Origin of the sequence: Sphingopyxis sp. C-1 (assembly GCF_001047015.1) — a bacterium.
Taxonomy (GTDB): Bacteria; Pseudomonadota; Alphaproteobacteria; order Sphingomonadales; family Sphingomonadaceae; genus Sphingopyxis.
Window position 1 is genome coordinate 569996 of the sequence record NZ_BBRO01000002.1, and the last position, 16065, is coordinate 586060.

At 64.5% G+C, this 16065-nt stretch carries 15 protein-coding genes and 1 pseudogene; 7 read left to right on the forward strand and 9 right to left on the reverse strand.

The genetic code is table 11. The features are described 5' to 3' along the window. The first annotated feature begins 24 nt into the window (after window positions 1-24). Window positions 25-1347 carry an amino acid permease gene (locus SC1_RS17225; protein WP_062185429.1) on the forward strand — a complete coding sequence of 441 codons (1323 nt, stop codon included), beginning with the start codon at window positions 25-27 and terminating at the stop codon, window positions 1345-1347. Here the strand turns inward: SC1_RS17225 and SC1_RS17230 are convergent. The 3 genes from SC1_RS17230 to SC1_RS17240 form a co-directional block, all read right to left on the reverse strand. Next, a complete protein-coding gene (locus SC1_RS17230; RefSeq protein ID WP_062185431.1) occupies window positions 1309-2913 on the reverse strand; it encodes an NAD(P)/FAD-dependent oxidoreductase in 1605 nt (534 codons plus the stop codon). The genes SC1_RS17225 and SC1_RS17230 overlap by 39 nt on opposite strands. Further along, window positions 2910-4127 (reverse strand): FAD-dependent oxidoreductase, encoded by a 1218-nt coding sequence (locus tag SC1_RS17235; protein WP_062185433.1) that lies wholly within the window; start codon window positions 4125-4127, stop codon window positions 2910-2912. The genes SC1_RS17230 and SC1_RS17235 overlap by 4 nt, the downstream gene beginning before the upstream one ends. Before the next feature lie 102 nt (window positions 4128-4229). Beyond that, complete coding sequence (locus SC1_RS17240; RefSeq protein ID WP_062185435.1) at window positions 4230-5399, reverse strand: aromatic ring-hydroxylating dioxygenase subunit alpha; 1170 nt, start codon at window positions 5397-5399, stop codon at window positions 4230-4232. A gap of 33 nt (window positions 5400-5432) precedes the next feature. Here SC1_RS17240 and SC1_RS17245 point away from each other — a divergent pair, with 33 nt between their 5' ends. Then, window positions 5433-6023, forward strand: a complete 591-nt coding sequence (locus SC1_RS17245; protein WP_062185437.1) for a TetR/AcrR family transcriptional regulator — start codon at window positions 5433-5435, stop codon at window positions 6021-6023. 34 nt (window positions 6024-6057) lie between these two features. Here the strand turns inward: SC1_RS17245 and SC1_RS17250 are convergent, their stop codons facing one another. Both SC1_RS17250 and SC1_RS17255 read right to left on the reverse strand, forming a co-directional pair. Continuing rightward, window positions 6058-7431 (reverse strand): M20/M25/M40 family metallo-hydrolase, encoded by a 1374-nt coding sequence (locus SC1_RS17250; protein WP_062185439.1) that lies wholly within the window; start codon window positions 7429-7431, stop codon window positions 6058-6060. A 70-nt stretch (window positions 7432-7501) separates the two neighbouring features. After that, a complete protein-coding gene (locus SC1_RS17255; RefSeq protein WP_062185441.1) occupies window positions 7502-8092 on the reverse strand; it encodes a TetR/AcrR family transcriptional regulator in 591 nt (196 codons plus the stop codon). A 76-nt stretch (window positions 8093-8168) separates the two neighbouring features. Between SC1_RS17255 and bdcA the strand changes: the two are divergent. After that, window positions 8169-8882, forward strand: a pseudogene (gene bdcA, locus SC1_RS17260) (SDR family oxidoreductase). Window positions 8883-9012: 130 nt separating this feature from the next. On the opposite strand, the gene SC1_RS17265 reads toward bdcA, so the two are convergent. The 4 genes from SC1_RS17265 to hflK form a co-directional block, all read right to left on the reverse strand. Continuing rightward, a complete protein-coding gene (locus SC1_RS17265) occupies window positions 9013-9381 on the reverse strand; it encodes a VOC family protein (protein ID WP_062186915.1) in 369 nt (122 codons plus the stop codon). A 118-nt stretch (window positions 9382-9499) separates the two neighbouring features. After that, window positions 9500-10993 carry a trypsin-like peptidase domain-containing protein gene (locus tag SC1_RS17270; RefSeq protein WP_062185443.1) on the reverse strand — a complete coding sequence of 498 codons (1494 nt, stop codon included), beginning with the start codon at window positions 10991-10993 and terminating at the stop codon, window positions 9500-9502. Window positions 10994-11132: 139 nt separating this feature from the next. Further along, window positions 11133-11981 carry a protease modulator HflC gene (hflC, locus tag SC1_RS17275; protein WP_062185444.1) on the reverse strand — a complete coding sequence of 283 codons (849 nt, stop codon included), beginning with the start codon at window positions 11979-11981 and terminating at the stop codon, window positions 11133-11135. Then, entirely contained in the window at window positions 11981-13111 is a 1131-nt protein-coding gene (gene hflK / locus SC1_RS17280; RefSeq protein WP_062185446.1) for a protease modulator HflK, read from the reverse strand. Before hflK ends, hflC begins: the two co-directional genes overlap by 1 nt. Before the next feature lie 115 nt (window positions 13112-13226). Between hflK and SC1_RS17285 the strand changes: the two genes are divergently transcribed. The 4 genes from SC1_RS17285 to SC1_RS17300 are packed head-to-tail and all read left to right on the forward strand — an operon-like array spanning window position 13227 to window position 15995. Next, window positions 13227-14216 (forward strand): Mrp/NBP35 family ATP-binding protein, encoded by a 990-nt coding sequence (locus SC1_RS17285; protein ID WP_062185448.1) that lies wholly within the window; start codon window positions 13227-13229, stop codon window positions 14214-14216. Continuing rightward, a complete protein-coding gene (locus tag SC1_RS17290; protein ID WP_062185450.1) occupies window positions 14216-14638 on the forward strand; it encodes a CoA-binding protein in 423 nt (140 codons plus the stop codon). The genes SC1_RS17285 and SC1_RS17290 overlap by 1 nt, the downstream gene beginning before the upstream one ends. Next, window positions 14635-15231 carry a hypothetical protein gene (locus tag SC1_RS17295; protein WP_062185452.1) on the forward strand — a complete coding sequence of 199 codons (597 nt, stop codon included), beginning with the start codon at window positions 14635-14637 and terminating at the stop codon, window positions 15229-15231. Before SC1_RS17290 ends, SC1_RS17295 begins: the two co-directional genes overlap by 4 nt. Window positions 15232-15281: 50 nt before the next feature. Continuing rightward, the gene (locus SC1_RS17300) at window positions 15282-15995 is read left to right on the forward strand and encodes an SIMPL domain-containing protein (RefSeq protein ID WP_062185454.1); all 714 of its coding nucleotides are present in this window, start codon (window positions 15282-15284) and stop codon (window positions 15993-15995) included. Window positions 15996-16065: the final 70 nt, after the last annotated feature.

Below are 16065 nucleotides of genomic sequence, written 5' to 3' on the forward strand. Positions count from 1 at the left end.
ATTCAGGATGGGAACCGGCTTCGCATGACAGATACGACGACCGCAGGCGTCAGGCCCGCCCAGAAGCTCGGCCTTTCGATGTGCGTCGCGCTCGTCATGGGAAATATGATCGGGTCGGGGGTGTTCCTCCTCCCCGCCAGCCTTGCTCCCTTTGGCTGGAACGGCGTTGCAGGCTGGGCGATCACAATCGCCGGCGCGCTCGCGCTCGCCGTGGTGATCGCGCGGCTGACTGTCGCCTTTCCGAAGGCGAGCGGGCCGACCGCTTTCGTCCAACTCGCTTTCGGACGCATCCCCAGCTTCATGATTGGCTGGGCCTATTGGGTGTCGGTGTGGACTGCCAATGTTACGCTCGCGGTCGCTGCGGTCAGCTTTCTCAGCCTGTTTGCGCCCGTGCTCGGCGAGCATATCGCGCTGTCGACGCTCGCCCTGATCTGGATCGTCACCGCAATCAACTGGCGCGGCGCGCGCGCGGCGGGGCGATTCCAGGTCGTCACACTGCTCATCAAGCTGATCCCGCTGTTGACGGTGATCGTCCTTATCCCCGTCGCGTTCGGCGGCGAGACACCCGTCGTCACGACGCCCTTCCCGGCCGAGGGATTGTCGCTGACTGCGGTCAGCGGATCGGCGATCCTGACCTTATGGGCGCTGCTTGGCTTTGAATCGGCGAGCGTCGCGACCGATAAGGTCAAGGACCCGACCATCACCATCCCGCGCGCGACGATCATCGGCACGCTGACAACCGGCATTCTCTACCTGATCGTCTGTTCGGCGGTCGCGCTGATGCTGCCCGCGGACGAAGTCGCCAAATCCGACGCACCCTTCGCCCTTTTTGCCGAAACCTATTGGGGCCACGGGCCGGCGCTGTTCATCGCCGCCTTCGCAGCGATCAGCGCAATCGGCGCGCTCAACGGCTTTACGCTGATCCAGGCCGAGCTGCCGGCCACACTCGCGCGTCAGGGCCTGTTTCCGCAGTGGTTCGCACGCACCAACCGCCACGGGACGCCGGTCGCGGCGCTGCTCTGCGCGAGCATGCTGGCGACCGCGTGCGTCATTCTCAACAACAGCAAGTCGACCGCCGAAATGTTCACCTTCATGGCGATCCTGTCGACGTCGGTGACGCTCTGGCTCTACCTCTCCTGCGCGGCGGCCGCGTTGCGGCTACGCGTCGCGATCCCGGTCGCCCTTATCGGCCTAGCCTATTCGGTCTGGACCTTATGGGGCGCCGGGCTACAGGTCAGCGCGATGAGCCTGATTCTGATGGCGGCGGGGTTGCCGCTATATTGGTGGACGCGCGAGTCGGCGCCCGCCTCAACGCCATCGGGGGGCGAAGAAGCCCCGATCGCGTAAGATGACCTCGGCGGCATTATGTCCCGGTGCGCCGGTGACGCCGCCACCCGGATGCGTGCCCGCACCGCACATATAGAGCCCCTTCACCGGCCCACGATAGCCACCATTGCCGAGCACGGGCCGTGCGGCCCACAATTGATCGAGGCTCATATTGCCGTGCATGATGTCGCCGCCGACGAGGCCGAATTTGCGTTCGAGCCCCTTGGGCGAAAGGCGCGTCTGGCCAACGATGCTCGCGCGGAATCCGGGCGCGTGCTTTTCGACCGTGTCGATGATGCAGTCGGCCGCGGCCCCCTCCTCATCGTCCCAATCACGCCCGCCGGGCAACTCCGGCGCAAACTGCTGGCAGAACAGGCTCGCGACATGGCACCCCTCGGGCGCGAGGCTGTCGTCGACGGTCGAAGGGATCAGCATCTCGACGATCGGCGCCTTCGACCAGCCGTACTGCTTCGCATCGAGGAAAGCGCGGTCCATATAATCGAGCGTCGGCGCGAGGATGATCCCCGACTGATGATGCTCGCCCGGTTCGGGAAGGCAGGTGAATTTCGGCAGCTCGCTGAGCGCGACATTCATGCGGAACGTGCCGCTGCCCGCCTTGAAGCCCTTGATCCGGCGTTCGAAGTCGGCGGGCAGATCGCTCGCGTCCATCATCCGCTCGTAGAGTAGCTTCGGACCGACATTGGCGATCACCCGCGCCGCGGCGATTTCCTCGCCGCCGACAAGCTTGACGCCGACCGCCTTGCCGCCGTCGACAAGTACCTTGGCAACGGGGCTTTCGAGGCTGATCTCGACACCCATGTCGCGGCAGACCTTCGCCATGATCTCGGTAATCTTGCCCATGCCGCCGACGCTATGGCCCCATGCGCCCTTCTTGCCGTTCACCTCACCAAAGACGTGGTGGAGGAGGACATAGGCACTACCCGGCGTATCGGGGCTGGCGTAGTTGCCGACTACGGCGTCGAAGCCGAAGGCAGCCTTGACCGCCTCGCTTTCGAACCAGCTATCGAGCATCGTGCGCGCCGATTTCGTGAAGAGGTCGAGCACATCGCGCTGTTGTTCGAGGCTGAGGCCTGCAAAGCGCCGCCCCTGCCGCGCGCCGTCGAGCAGCGTGCGCAGTCCTTCGCCGACATTGGGCGGGACGCGCAGCGCGAGGTCGCGAAGCAGTTCGGCGACATTTTCAAGCGCGTCATAATATTGCGGCAGCACCTCGGCGTCGCGATTGCTGAACTTGCGGAACTCGGCCTGCGTCCGTTCGAGCCCGCCGCCGAGCTTCAGATAACCGCCATCCTCTTGCGGCAGGAAATTGCTGATCGGCCGCTCGATCACGCGGTAACCGTGATCGGCCAGCTTCATGTCGGCGATCACCTTCGGCTGCAGCAGGCTGACCGTATAGCTCGCGACCGAATTGCGGAAACCCGGGGCGAATTCCTCGGTCACCGCGGCACCGCCAACAACATCCCGCGCCTCGACGATGCGTACCTTCAGCCCCGCCTTGGCAAGATAGAAGGCGCAGACGAGGCCGTTGTGGCCGGCACCGATAATCAGGGCGTCATAGGCTTTGGTCATTGAAAATCTTTCGCGAGCGGGGATTGAACATGTTGGCGGCCGAAGCCGAGGCCGAGGATTCGGCCCGGAATGCGGCGCAGCAGCGGAACGCGGTCGAGCAAGCGGACAGCGAAGGGCACACGCGTGATTTCGCCGCGCAACATCGGTTCGATGACGCGCTGATGCGCGAACCGCTGGATCGCCTGCATACGCGTCGTCGGTTTCCAGCGGCGCTCCTGCACGCGCGCGAGCAGCGGATCGGGGTCGGCGCCCGCAGCGAGCGGCGCCGCAAGGATGTTCGCTGCCGCAACCGCATCCTGCACAGCGAGATTGATGCCGACACCGCCGACGGGCGACATCGCGTGTGCGGCATCGCCGATCGCAAGCAGGCCGGGGCGCGACCAGCGCGTCAGCCGGTCGAGCGCGACCGAAAGCAATTTCACATCGTCGAAGCTCTGGATCGCCTCAATCCCCGCAGCCAGACCCGGGGCAATTTCGACCACCTTGTCGCGAAACGCTGCAATTCCCCGCGCCTCGATCGGAGCGAAGCCGCCCTTTTCGATGATCTGCGCGCATTGCCAATAATCGCCGCGCGGGATTGCGACGACCATGCCGCCCTTGTCGATCGTGCCGAGCGCGACTTCGGACATGTTCATTCCTGCCGGAACGGGGACACGAAACCACAGCACATCCATCGGCGCGCCCAGATCTTCGAGAGGCAATTCGGCGGCATCGCGCAGCACCGAGCGACGGCCGTCGGCAGCGATGACGAGCCGCGCGGGCAAGGTTTCGCCGCTGGCCAGCGCCACGCCGCTGGCGCGGCCGTTCGCATCGAAGGTCAACCCAGTCGCCTCGGTCGACATGCGCAGGTCGAAGGTCGGATATTTCCGGCCCTGCCCGGCGATGAAATCGAGCAAATCCCATTGCGGCATCATCGCGACAAAGCGCGCCGCGACGGGCAGATGCTTCATCGTCGCGATCGTATAGTGACCGCCGAGCAAGTTCAGCGTCATCGTGTCGATCGCAGCGTGCGGCTCTTTCAGCAACTCTTCGAGCAGACCGATCTCGTTGAACAGTGCGAGCGTCGAGGGATGCACCGTGTCGCCGCGGAAATCGCGGAGGAAGTCGGCGTGCTTTTCGAGGATGGTGACAGGCACGCCGGCGCGCGCGAGCAGCAGGCCGGCGACCATGCCCGCGGGTCCGCCGCCCACGATGATAGTAGGTAGATCAGCCATGGCTATCTCCGGTCGTGTCGAGCGAAGTCGAGACACCGGGAGGCAGGGCGTTCCCGATGGGCATCTCGACTTCGCTCGATGCGAACGGAAATAGGAGGATACTCATCCCCTCCTGCTCCACCCCGACGCCGGCGCTCGCTCCAGCCGCGCCTCTGGAACCAGGTCGCGCATCCGCGAGCAGAAATGCTTGAGGCACACTTCCTTGTCGCTGAGCGGTCCCATGGTGAAGCTCTTTGACTGCATCCCCTGCTGGACGCGCGTGATCAGTTCGGTGTCCTCGGCGTTGACCTGTCGGTTGATGCGCCAGTTGAGGTAGCGCGCAGCCTTCATCTCGCGGCGCTCATCGGGGAGCACATAGCTGATCTCGCGGATCAGGCAGGTCGTCGGCCCGGTTGGAAGCCATTGCATGAAATCGACCTGATCGGGATAGATGTCGAACGCGACATTCGGCCACAGCTTGAAATAGAGCCAGTGGCGCTGGTTCGCTTCGGGCAAATGCGGCACCGGGGGCAGCAGTCGTTGATACATGCGTTCGGACCAGTTCACCGACGGCCGGTCGATCAGGTCGCCCCACATGCGATCGACATTATCCTCGGCCTCGACACCATAGCTTTTGCCGAAAAGCCGCGTCAGCCCAGGGTGCGCGACGGGGATGTGAAGGCCGTCCGAATAATTGTCGCCGACATTCTTCCAGTTCACCTCGCGCGGGCGCAGCGTGACGCGGCCCAAAGCGCCGAGTTCCTCGAAACGGTACGGAGCGACCTGCGCCTCATAGGGTGCCATCATCGATGCGACCGACGGCCCGCCATCATCCTCCAGCCGCACGAACCAGAAACCGCGCCATTGTTCGAGCCCCACAGGAACGAGCCCGGCCTTGCTCTTGTCGAGCGTCGGATAGCTCGCCGAATCGGGAACCCCGGTCAGGCGGCCGTCGAGTTCATAGGTCCAGGCGTGATAGGGGCAGACGAGCTTCTTCGCGCAGCCGGCCGCGCCATCGACGAGGCGCGAGCCGCGGTGGCGGCACACATTAGTGAAAGCGCGCACGTTGCGGTCGGTGCCGCGCACCAGGATCACGCTCTCGCCGCAATAGTCGATGCTGTGCCAGTCGCCGACGTTCGGGATATCGCTGTCGTGGCAGACGACCTGCCAGCTCGGGCGGAAGATGCGCTCCATTTCGGCGGCGTAGAAATCGGGGTCGCTGTATGTCCACGCGGGAAGCGACCAGCCGTCCAGCGGGTCGATGTTGTCGAAAGTGTCGCGTAGCGTTGCCATAATCCCGTCCTTGTTGTACAAACGTATAACAACATGCAGCCCTCTCGCCAAGCCTTTACGCGCGAAAGCGCCGATGCCCGCCGGGCCGACCTGATCGAGGCGACTGCGGCGGTGCTTGCCGAACATGGTCTTGCGGGCACGAATGTTCGAGCCATCTGCGCAAAGGCAGGTGTTTCGCCCGGTCTGCTGCGCCATTATTTCGGCGGCATCGACGATCTGGTCGCGGCCACTTATCAAGCGACGAGCGACCGGATGGACGCGATTTTCGCGGCGGCGGTCGAGGGCGCGGGCAAGGATTCGCGCGCGCGGCTGAACGCATATCTTACCGCCAGCTTCCGTCCGCCGGTGACCGATCCCGAACTGCTGGGCGCATGGACCGCCTTTTGGGCGCTGGCACGAAGCGATGCACGGATGGCGGACATCCACGCGGAAAGCTACGCCGGCTATCGCGAACGGCTGGGCGAGTTGCTCACGGCATGCGGCGCGGCGGATGCCGAACGGCTGGCGATCATGCTGACCGCCATGGTCGACGGCTTGTGGCTCGAACTGTCGCTCGACTCGACAAGCTTCGGCGCGGATGCGGCAGTCCAGATGGTCGAGCGCGCGGTGAGCGCTTTGGTGTAGCGCGTCGCCCCAGCAAAGCCGGGGCGACGAGCAGTTATCTCGAAAGATCGCGCAGCAGGCTGTCCCAATGCGCGAGCGCGGGCGTGATCGCGTCGACGGGGACGCGCTCGTTAAGGCCGTGCGCATAACTGTCGCTGGCCTTTGAGAAAAGGCCCGCGACACCATAGCTCGGCACGCCCTGAATGCGGAAATGATAGCTGTCGGTGGCGCCCGCGCTCATCGACGGGATGATCGGCAGGCCCGGCGCGCGCGCATGCACGGCCTTCGTCACCGCCGCGACGACATCGGGGCGCAGCGGCGATGCATCGCTCGCGCTCGCGTCGGGATCGGTCTTCACCTTGACCGCAGGATCGGCGATCACCTTTTCGAGCTCGGCACGCACCGTTTCGACCGGAACGCCGGGAAAGATGCGGCAGTTGATATTCGCGGTCGCCCGCTGGGGCAGCGCATTTTCGGCATGTCCGCCCTTGGTCAGCGTCGGGACGCAAGTGGTACCGATCTGGCCGATATATTCGGGGTCGGCACGGATTGCTGCGATGGCTTTCGCATCGGCGGGGTTGGCGGCAAAAGCCTTGAGCGCCGCGCCGATATCGCCGCCGACCTGATCGGCGACGATAGGCATGCCGACCTTGGTCAGCTCATTTTGTTGCGGCGTGAAGCGATAGGCGCCGACTTTGGCGAGCGCGTTCGAAAGCTGGACGATCGCATTGGTGTCCGACGGGCGCGAACTGTGGCCGCCGGGATTGGTCACTTCGAGCGTGAAGTCGGCATAGGTCTTCTCGCCCGCCTGCAGGCCGTAATATTTGGGCTTGCCGTCCTCGCCGATCAGCCCGCCGCCGCCGTCGCCGTTCAAGGCGAATTCGGCGCCCTTATACTTCGCCGCAAGCGCGCGCGTCGTCACCATCGAAGTTTCCTCGTCACCGGAAAGCAACAGGATGATCGAACGCTTCGGCTTGAAGCCGTCCTTTTTGAGCTGTGCCATCGTGGCGACCATCATCGAGACGTCGAACTTGTTATCCTCCGACCCGCGGCCGAAAATATAGCCTTCCTCCTCGACGGGCACGAAGGGATCACGCGTCCAGTCCTTGGGGTCGGCCTCGACGACGTCCATGTGGCCGAGCAGCACGATCGGCTTGCCCTTGCCCGTTCCGGCGAGCGTCGCGGCAAAGGTTGCGGTTTCGCCCATCGGCGTGATCTCGATATCGCTGTCAGCATAGCCCGCGGCTTTCAGCACGCTCGCATAATAGGCCGCGAGCTTCGGCACCTGTCCGCGCCCTTCGACCGTCGGGATCGCAATGCTGTCCTTCAATATCTTTTTCGCCGCGTCGGTATCGGCGGGCTTGGCGTGGACGGGTGCGGCGGCCAGCAAGGCGGCGGCGAGGGCGAGCGGGCTGTATGACATGCGCATGGCGGCGGACTATGCCGCGTCCGCAGGGCTTCGCAAGAGGGCATAGGCCAAGTGATGATCGGGGCGGCGATCAGGCAGGCAGGATTTGCCCGAGAACGCCGCCAGCGAGACGTGCGGTGGCAAGAAGGCGCGGCAGATCGTGCCCGCTTCGCGCCTTGGCTGAGAGCCCCGACATCGTCGTGCTCACAAAATCGCCGACCTCATCGGCGGCTTCGGGATGGCGGGCCGCAATATAGTCGCGGATGAACTCTTCAGCCCCAAGATTGAGCGTGCGGGCGGCTTCGCGCGCACCGTCGTCGTTGCAACGCGTGCCTTCGAGCACGAGACAGCCCCCCGCCGCCGGATCGGAGGCATAGCGACGCGCGGCATCCTCCAGCATTGCGGCCAGGGCAGCGGCGACGGGAACGTCGGGACGCAGGATATCCGCGAGCGGGATCGCCTCGGTCCCCGTCCAATGGTCGAGTACACGTTGATAAAGTCCGGCCTTGCTGCCGAAAGCGGCATAAAAGCTGGGCGGATTGATACCGAGCGCCTCGGTGATATCGGCGACGCTGACCGCATCATAGCCGCGCGCGTGGAACAATTGCTGCGCCGTCACCACCGCCGCTTCGGGGTCGAAGCGCCTAGGCCGGCCGCGCGAACGGGATTTATTTGTAGTCACTGTTACAAAATACCTTGACGATAGCTTTCGCAGTTTTATGTAGTGGTTCCTACATTAATAAGCAAGGAGTCTCCCCATGTCCGAATTCCAAGGAAAATCCGTTCTCGTCCTCGGCGGCAGCCGCGGGATCGGCGCGGCAATCGTCCGCCGCTTCGCATCGGACGGCGCAAAGCTCGTCTTCACCTATAATGGCTCGCGCGAGGCGGCCGAGCAGTAGGCGGCCGAAACCGGCACGACCGCCGTCCCGACCGACAGCGGCGACCGCGACGCCGTGATTGCACGCGTGCGCGAGAGCGGCCCGCTCGACATACTCGTTGTCAATGCGGGCTTTGCGCTGTTCGGCGACGCGCTCGACCTCGATCCCGACGACGTCGACCGGCTGATCCGCGTCAATGTGAATGCGCCCTATCATGCGTCGGTCGAGGCCGCCCGGCAGATGCCCGAGGGCGGTCGCATCATCGTGATCGGGTCGGTCAACGGCGACCGCATGCCCGTCCCCGGTATGGCCTCCTACGCGCTGAGCAAGTCTGCGTTGCAGGGCATGGCGCGCGGGCTGGCACGCGATTTCGGACCGCGCGGGATCACGATCAATATCGTGCAACCCGGCCCGATCGATACCGATGCGAATCCGGAGGATGGCCCGATGCGCGAGTTGATGCACAGCTTCATGGCGATCAAGCGCCATGGGCGCCCCGAAGAGGTCGCGGGCATGGTCGCCTGGCTGGCGGGCCCCGAAGCGGGCTTTGTCACCGGCGCAATGCACACCATCGACGGCGCGTTCGGCGCCTGAACCGTTCGGGACGGCATCGGTAACGACCGATAACGGACGATTCTATCGTCATCCCGGGTCAAGCCCGGGATGACGAAGGATTAAGGAAGCAACGTCCGCTCACCACCCCAAGGCCGTCGCCAGCAGCCGTTCACCCCATGATGAAGGCGTTGAGCTTGTTGCCGTCGGGATCGCGAAAATAGCCCGCGTAGAATCCCTCGCCGCGCGGCCCCGGAGGGCCTTCGCAGGTGCCGCCGTTGGCGAGCGCGATATCGTAGAGACGCTGGACCTGATCCTGGTCCTTAGCCTCTAGCGCGACCATCACGCCATTGCCCACGGTCGCGACATTGCCGTCGAAGGGTTTGGTGATGCCGATGCCGGCACCGCCGCCCGGTTTGCCCCACGCGATGAAGCTGTCATATTCCATCATCCGCGGCGTTTCGAGCTCGGCGGCGATTGCGTCGTAAAAGACCGCAGCCTTGGCGATATCCTTCGTTCCCAGCGTCACATAGCCAATCATCATCATTCTCCCGACTCGATGTTATGCGAACATAGTAGGAACATTGAGGAGCATGCGCAACAAAAAGGGCGCCGGACCCGAAGGTGCGGCGCCCCTTTTCGGCCAGCCGAAGCTGGGCCTATTTCACGCGTACGGCGATGAAGGCCGAGGGGCCACCGCGACGCAGGATTTCGAGCAATACCGCATCGCGGCCCGCCTTCTTTGCGTCGGTGACCGCCTTTGCAAGCGCATCGCTCGACGTCACCGCCGCGCGATTGACGCTGAGGATCACGTCGCCGCGACGCAGGCCCTTGCGGCCGGCATCGCTGTTCGCCGACGCGGCGCCGATCACCAGCCCCTTGGTTCCGGCGTCGACACCCACCGCACGTGCGATGTCGGGCGTCACGACCTGTACCGACAGGCCAAGCACTTCCTGGATCGTCTTGTCGGCGGCGCCGGTCGGATCCTCGGGGACCGCCTGTTCATCCTCGGGATCGAAGTTCGAGCCGGTCAGTTCACTCTCGGGCGGACGCGTACCGACCACGGCATTGAGGGTCATCGTCTTGCCGTCGCGGATGATCTCGATCGGGATGCGCGTCCCGGGCTTGGTGTTCGACACGATGTACGACAGCGTCTGCTGCGGCGTGACATCCTTGCCGTTGACCTTGGTCACGACGTCGCCGCGCTTCAGCCCGGCCTTCGCCGCCGCCTGATCGTCTTCGACGCGCTGGACGAACTCGCCGCGATCCTTGGGCAGGCCGAGCGCAGCCGCCAGATCCTCGTCGACCGGCGCGATGCCGATGCCCAGATAGCCGCGCTGGATTTTCTCACCCGAACGCAGCGCATTGATCACGGGCATCGCGGCATCGGCGGGGATAGCGAAATTGACGCCTATGTTCGCGCCGACGGGCGAGATCAGCATATTGTTGATGCCGACGACATTGCCCTGAAGGTCGAACAGCGGACCGCCCGAGTTGCCGCGGTTGATCGCGGTATCGGTCTGGATATAGCGGTCATAGGCACCGCCGCTGCCAAGGTTGCGCTGAACCGCCGAGATGATGCCCGCGGTCACTGTCGAGCCAAGGCCGAGCGGGTTGCCGATCGCGACGACCCAGTCACCGACGCGTGCCGTGCTGCTGTCGGCGAATTTCACGAACGGCAGGCCGGTCGCATCGATCTTGAGCAGCGCGAGGTCAGAGGCGACGTCGCGGCCGACGATGGTCGCCTTATATTCCTTTTGATTGGTCAGCGTCACCGTGACCTGATTCACCTCTTCACCGCGCGGACCGCCCGAGATGACATGGTTGTTGGTGACGATATAGCCGTCGGCCGAAATCAGGAAACCCGATCCGCCGCCCTGCTGTTCCTGCGTGATCGGCTCACGCGTCCCGGCGAAGGGATTGAGCCGGACGCCCAGCGTGACTTCCTGCTTGGTCGAAATGTTGACGACCGCAGGCTGCAGCTGTTCGACAAGATCGGCAAAGCTTTCGGGCGCGCCCGAACGCGGCACGACCTTGGCGATTTCGCTCTTCTCATTCTGCGCGACCTGCGCGCCGACGGGAGACTGGGTGACCAGCGCCAGCGCGGTGCCACCCGCCAGCAAGGCCGAAGTGATGCCATAAACATAACGCACGATCGGTAATCCTCTTCGTTCTCGAAAAACTCAATTTACCCCGGCTGCGGCGGTCTGCGGCGAATTGGCTGAACGGCAATTGAACATGAACGGGAGTTGCCCAATCTGTTCATCGAGCCGTCCGCCCGGCGCAGAACCGTCAGTTGCCGCGGAAACGCTTCAGATATTCATTATCTGCCGACATGATGATCGACGTCCCGCCCTGGTTATTTTCACCCAGGAAAGTCTGCCGATAGCTCTGCATCGCCCGGTAGAAGTCATAGAATTCGGGATCCTTGCCGAAACTGGCGGCATAGATGCGTGCCGCTTCACCGTCGGCACCGCCCCGGATGATCTGCGCTTCCTTCTGCCCTTCGGCGCGGATCGAGATCGCTTCCTGCTGGCGCGCCGTGCGCATGCGGTTGTATGCCGCCTCCAGCGTTGCGCCTTCGGGAAGGTCGGCGCGCTTGATCCGGACGTCGATAATCTCGGCGCCATATTTGTTCGCCTCACGGTTCAGTGCGACCTGGATATTGTCCATAACCGCGCCGCGTTCGGGCGACAGCAAGGTCGCGAAGGTACGCTTGCCAAGCTCGTTGCGCAGCGACGAGCCGAGGATCGTCGCAAGCTGCGCCTGCAACTTATCCTCGGTACGGATCGCGGTGTACATGCGCACGGGATTGGTGATGCGGAAGCGTGCGAAGGCGTCGACCTGCAACCGCTGCTGATCGGTCGAGAGCACCTGCTGACGCTCCATGTTCACGCCGAGGATGCGCTTGTCGATATATTGAATGCCGTCGGTGAACGGCACGCGGAGGACAAGACCGGCGCCCGAGCGCCCGAAATCCTCGTTCGGCTTGTAACGGTTCACCGTCCGCTCGATCTCGCCGAAACGCAGGATCAGCGCCTGCTTATCCTCCGGCACGATCGCGAGCGATTGCGACAGGATCACGAGCAGGATGACGACGCCAAAGAGCAGCCGCATCGGGTTCTGGAACAGCGAATTCATCATTCGCCTCCCTTCTGGGTGGCTTCGGGCGCCTTGATCCGCTTCTGCACTTCATTGAGCGGCAGATAGGGGGTTACCCCGCGCGCCTCGACAATCGTCTTGTCGACGTTCGACAACACCGTCTCCATCGTTTCATAGTAAAGGCGCTGCTTGGTCACGCCGGGCGCCAGCTTATACTGTTCGTAAATCTTGTCGAACGCCGCAGTGTCGCCGCGCGCGCGCTCCAGAACCTGCTGCTGATAGGCGCGTGCAAGGTTGATCGCCGATTCGCGTTCCTGCCGTGCCGCAGTCACTTCCTTGAACGCCTCGTCGACCTGGCTCGGCGGATCGACCTGGCGGATCGCAATGCCCTGGATCATCACGCCGGCGCGATACTGATTGAGCAATTCCTGCATGCGCTGCTGGACCTGCGTCTCGATCTCGACGCGACCGGGGCCGATCGCCTGAACAAGGTCGAAGTTCGCGACCGTCGCGCGCATCGCGCTTTCGGCGACTTCGCGGATCGTGCCTTCGGGATCGGCGAGCTGGAAGAAGAAGAGTTCGGGATCGCGCACCGACCAGCGGACTTCATAGGCGAGGTCGACGATGCTCTGGTCGCGCGTCAGCACGAAATTCTCGTCCGTCGCGTTCGGCGAGCCGATCGCCATCGTACGGATCGCACGGACGTCCTCCAGCCGGATGCGTTCAATCGGCGCCGGCCAAGTCAGCTTTACGCCCGGTCCGACAGTACGCGAATAGCTGCCAAGGCGCGTGATCACGCCTTCCTTTTCAGGCGGGACGATGTGGAAAGAGGAGAATAGCACCCATGCGACGACGAGTGCGAGGACCACCCATTTCCAAAGCTTCGCCGAATCGCCGAAATTGAACTGGCCACCGCCGCCGGAGCCGCCACCGCCGAAACCGCCGCGCCCTTTGCGCAGCAATTCGTCGAGCGCCGAGGGGCCGCGCGGCTTTTGCGCGCGCCGCTGGTCAGCCGGATCGGGAGTGACCCACGGGTTGCGCGGACCGGGGCGTTTGCCGTCGCCCTTTCCGTCGTCATCGCCCTTGCCGGGGCTGCCCCACGGGCTGTTCGCCATCTGGGTGATCGACCCGAAAAATCGCCGCAATCCCCCCGGACCGCGGCCAGCCATGCTTCCGTTATTTTCGTTGCTCATGCTGCTTTTATAGGGGCGGCGTGCGCGATTAACAGGGGGTGCGAGCGAAAATGGCTGGCAAACAGGCCAATCATGCCTATCTGCCGCGGACATGACCGAACAAAGCGCCGATATCGCCCGCCTGACCGCCGCCGCCGCCGAGCTTAGCGAAGGGCGCACATCCGGCCTGCGCCTGCTCGACGATTCGGGCCTGCTTGCCGTGGTTCTCGACGTGTCGGGGCTGGCGGCCGAAGAACGCAAACCGCTTGAGGACAAGCTCCGCGCCGGCCTGCTCGCCGAAGCGGGGGTGCGTGAAGTCCGCATCGCGATGACCGCCGAGAAAAAGGCGATGACGATCATCGCGGTCGGCAGCGGCAAGGGCGGCGTCGGCAAATCGACCCTCGCCGCCAATTTGGCGGTCGCGCTGCGCCGTCTCGGCGTGAAGGTCGGGCTGGTCGACGCCGACATCTATGGTCCATCGCAGCCCCGATTGATGGACAGCGAGGGCGTAAAGCCCGAGGCGCGGGGATCGAAGCTGGCACCCGTGCCCAATGCCTATGGCGTGCCGATGCTGTCGACCGGGCAGATTGCGGCGCCCGGACAGGCGATCGCCTGGCGCGGCCCGATGGCGGGCAAGGCGCTCGAACAACTCGTCGATGCAAGCTGGGGCGACATCGACACGCTCGTCGTCGACCTGCCCCCCGGCACCGGCGACGTCCAATTGACGATGATCCAGAAGCACAAGCCCGCGGGCGCCGTCATCGTTTCGACCCCGCAGGACCTGGCGCTGATGGACGCGACGCGCGCGGTCAGCCTGTTCGAACAGGCCCATGTGCCGATCATCGGGCTCGTCGAAAATATGGCGGGCTATACCTGCCCGCATTGCGGCGAGGTCAGCGACCCGTTCGGCAGCGGCGGCGCCGAGGCGGCGGCGGGCACGATGGGTCTCGACTTCCTCGGCCGCGTGCCGCTGTCGATGGGTATCCGCCTTGCGAGCGATGGCGGCGTGCCGCCCGCGGCGGGAACCGATCCCGCCGGTGAACCATTCCACGCGATAGCGGCAAAAGTGGCCGAATGGCTGAACGCACGAAAGGGTAGATGATGGCGATCAACGACGAAGGCGAAATTCGCGATTTGCTGAGCCAGCCGCGCCGCATCGCGGTCGTCGGCGCGTCGCCCAACCCGGCGCGCCCGTCGAATGGCGTGCTCGCCTTCCTCGTCCGGCAGGGCCATGACGTGATTGCGGTCAATCCCGGCCATGCCGGATCGACGATCCACGGCGCCCCCGTCGTCGCGACGCTCGCCAATGTCGAGCCCCCTGCCGAACTGGTCGACATCTTTCGCAACAGCGACGATGCGGGAGCCGCGGTCGACGAGGCGATCGTCCACGGCGCGAAAGCTGTGTGGATGCAGATCGGCGTCATCAACGAAGCCGCGGCGAAACGCGCCGATGCAGCAGGACTGACCGTGGTCATGGACCGCTGTCCCAAGATCGAGGTTCCGCGCCTGGGCCTGCTGAAATGAGGCGCGGCACCGCGCTGCTCGCTGCAGCAATGCTCGTGGGCTGTGCAAGCACGCCTGCCAGGGCAAACCCGCAAGACGCCTTTTTCGAGGGGCTCGCCGCCCGCTGCGGCCAAGCCTATGCCGACAAGCTCGCGAGCGATCAGGAAGCCGATGCCGAGATGCGCGGCAAGGCGATGGTGATGCATATCCGCCATTGCACCGCAGACCGGATCGAAATTCCCTTTCATATCGACGGGATGGCCGAAGACGGCGGCTGGGACCGTTCGCGGACGTGGATCATCAGTCGGACGGCCACCGGCCTCCGCCTCAAGCACGATCATCGCCACGCCGATGGCACGTCGGACGACGTCACGCTCTATGGCGGCGACACCGCCGATGCCGGCAGCTCGGCGCGGCAGACCTTCCCCGTCGACGCCGAATCGATCGCGATGTTCGAACGCACCGGCCGCGGCGTGTCGACGACCAATATCTGGTCGGTCGAAACCACCGATGCTGGGTTCACCTATGGCCTGGACCGCGAGGGCCGGCATTTTCGCGTCGCGTTCGATTATGCCAAGCCGGTCGCGCCGCCACCCGCGCCGTGGGGCTGGTAGGGAACCGCTTCGCGCGTCATACGCTGGACAGCCATGACGGGAGAAAGTTCATGCGCAGCCAGACCCTTATACTGATCCCGCTGCTCGCGCTCGGCGCATGCAGCGAAAAGGCGCCCGACCCGCGCGGTGTCGGACATGACGAAACGCTGCTTTCGGTCTCGGCAACCGGCCGATCCGAAACGCGGCCTGACGAGGCACGCTTCACCGCCGGGGTGAGCACGATCGCCGCCTCCGCCGAGGACGCGACCCGCCGGAACAATGAAACGATGACCAAGGTGACCGAGGCGCTGAAAGCCTTTGGTGTGGCGGGCAAGGACCTTCAGACGCGCCAGCTCACGGTGAACCGGATCGATTGGGGCGCCAACAAGGGCAAATATGAAGCGGTCAATCAGGTCGAGGTGCGGATGCGCGCGGTCGACAAGGCGGGCGAGGCGGTCGCCGCAACGACGCAGGCCGGCGCCAATGTCCTGTCGGGGCCGACGCTGCGCGTATCCGATCAGGAAGCCGCGACCAAATCGGCCTATGCCGCCGCTTACCGCGCCGCTCGCGCCCGCGCCGAAGCCTATGCGGGGGCGGCCGGGCTCAAGATAGACCGCGTGCTGACGATCCGCGATGGCGGCGACGGTTCGCCGCCAATGCCCTATTATGCCGAAGCCGACGCAGCCAATGCGGTCGTTGCCCAATCCGCCGCCCCGCCTTTCAATCCGGGGGTCAGCGAATCGCAGGTTTCGGTGCGCGTCGATTTCGCGCTCTCGGAAAAATAACCGCGACCAAGCCCCCCACGCGAAAGGGCGATTTTCTTTGCGCCGATTCGCGCCCCTGACTATCAGCAGC

Excerpts from the sequence above, each read along its gene's own strand:
- SC1_RS17225 (WP_062185429.1), top strand. The coding sequence starts at position 25 with ATGACAGATACGACGACCGCAGGCGTCAGGCCCGCCCAGAAGCTCGGC.
- SC1_RS17230 (WP_062185431.1), bottom strand. The coding sequence starts at position 2,913 with ATGACCAAAGCCTATGACGCCCTGATTATCGGTGCCGGCCACAACGGC.
- SC1_RS17235 (WP_062185433.1), bottom strand. The coding sequence starts at position 4,127 with ATGGCTGATCTACCTACTATCATCGTGGGCGGCGGACCCGCGGGCATG.
- SC1_RS17240 (WP_062185435.1), bottom strand. The coding sequence starts at position 5,399 with ATGGCAACGCTACGCGACACTTTCGACAACATCGACCCGCTGGACGGC.
- SC1_RS17245 (WP_062185437.1), top strand. The coding sequence starts at position 5,433 with ATGCAGCCCTCTCGCCAAGCCTTTACGCGCGAAAGCGCCGATGCCCGC.
- SC1_RS17250 (WP_062185439.1), bottom strand. The coding sequence starts at position 7,431 with ATGCGCATGTCATACAGCCCGCTCGCCCTCGCCGCCGCCTTGCTGGCC.
- SC1_RS17265 (WP_062186915.1), bottom strand. The coding sequence starts at position 9,381 with ATGATTGGCTATGTGACGCTGGGAACGAAGGATATCGCCAAGGCTGCG.
- hflC (WP_062185444.1), bottom strand. The coding sequence starts at position 11,981 with ATGAATTCGCTGTTCCAGAACCCGATGCGGCTGCTCTTTGGCGTCGTC.
- hflK (WP_062185446.1), bottom strand. The coding sequence starts at position 13,111 with ATGGCTGGCCGCGGTCCGGGGGGATTGCGGCGATTTTTCGGGTCGATC.
- SC1_RS17285 (WP_062185448.1), top strand. The coding sequence starts at position 13,227 with ATGACCGAACAAAGCGCCGATATCGCCCGCCTGACCGCCGCCGCCGCC.
- SC1_RS17290 (WP_062185450.1), top strand. The coding sequence starts at position 14,216 with ATGGCGATCAACGACGAAGGCGAAATTCGCGATTTGCTGAGCCAGCCG.
- SC1_RS17295 (WP_062185452.1), top strand. The coding sequence starts at position 14,635 with ATGAGGCGCGGCACCGCGCTGCTCGCTGCAGCAATGCTCGTGGGCTGT.
- SC1_RS17300 (WP_062185454.1), top strand. The coding sequence starts at position 15,282 with ATGCGCAGCCAGACCCTTATACTGATCCCGCTGCTCGCGCTCGGCGCA.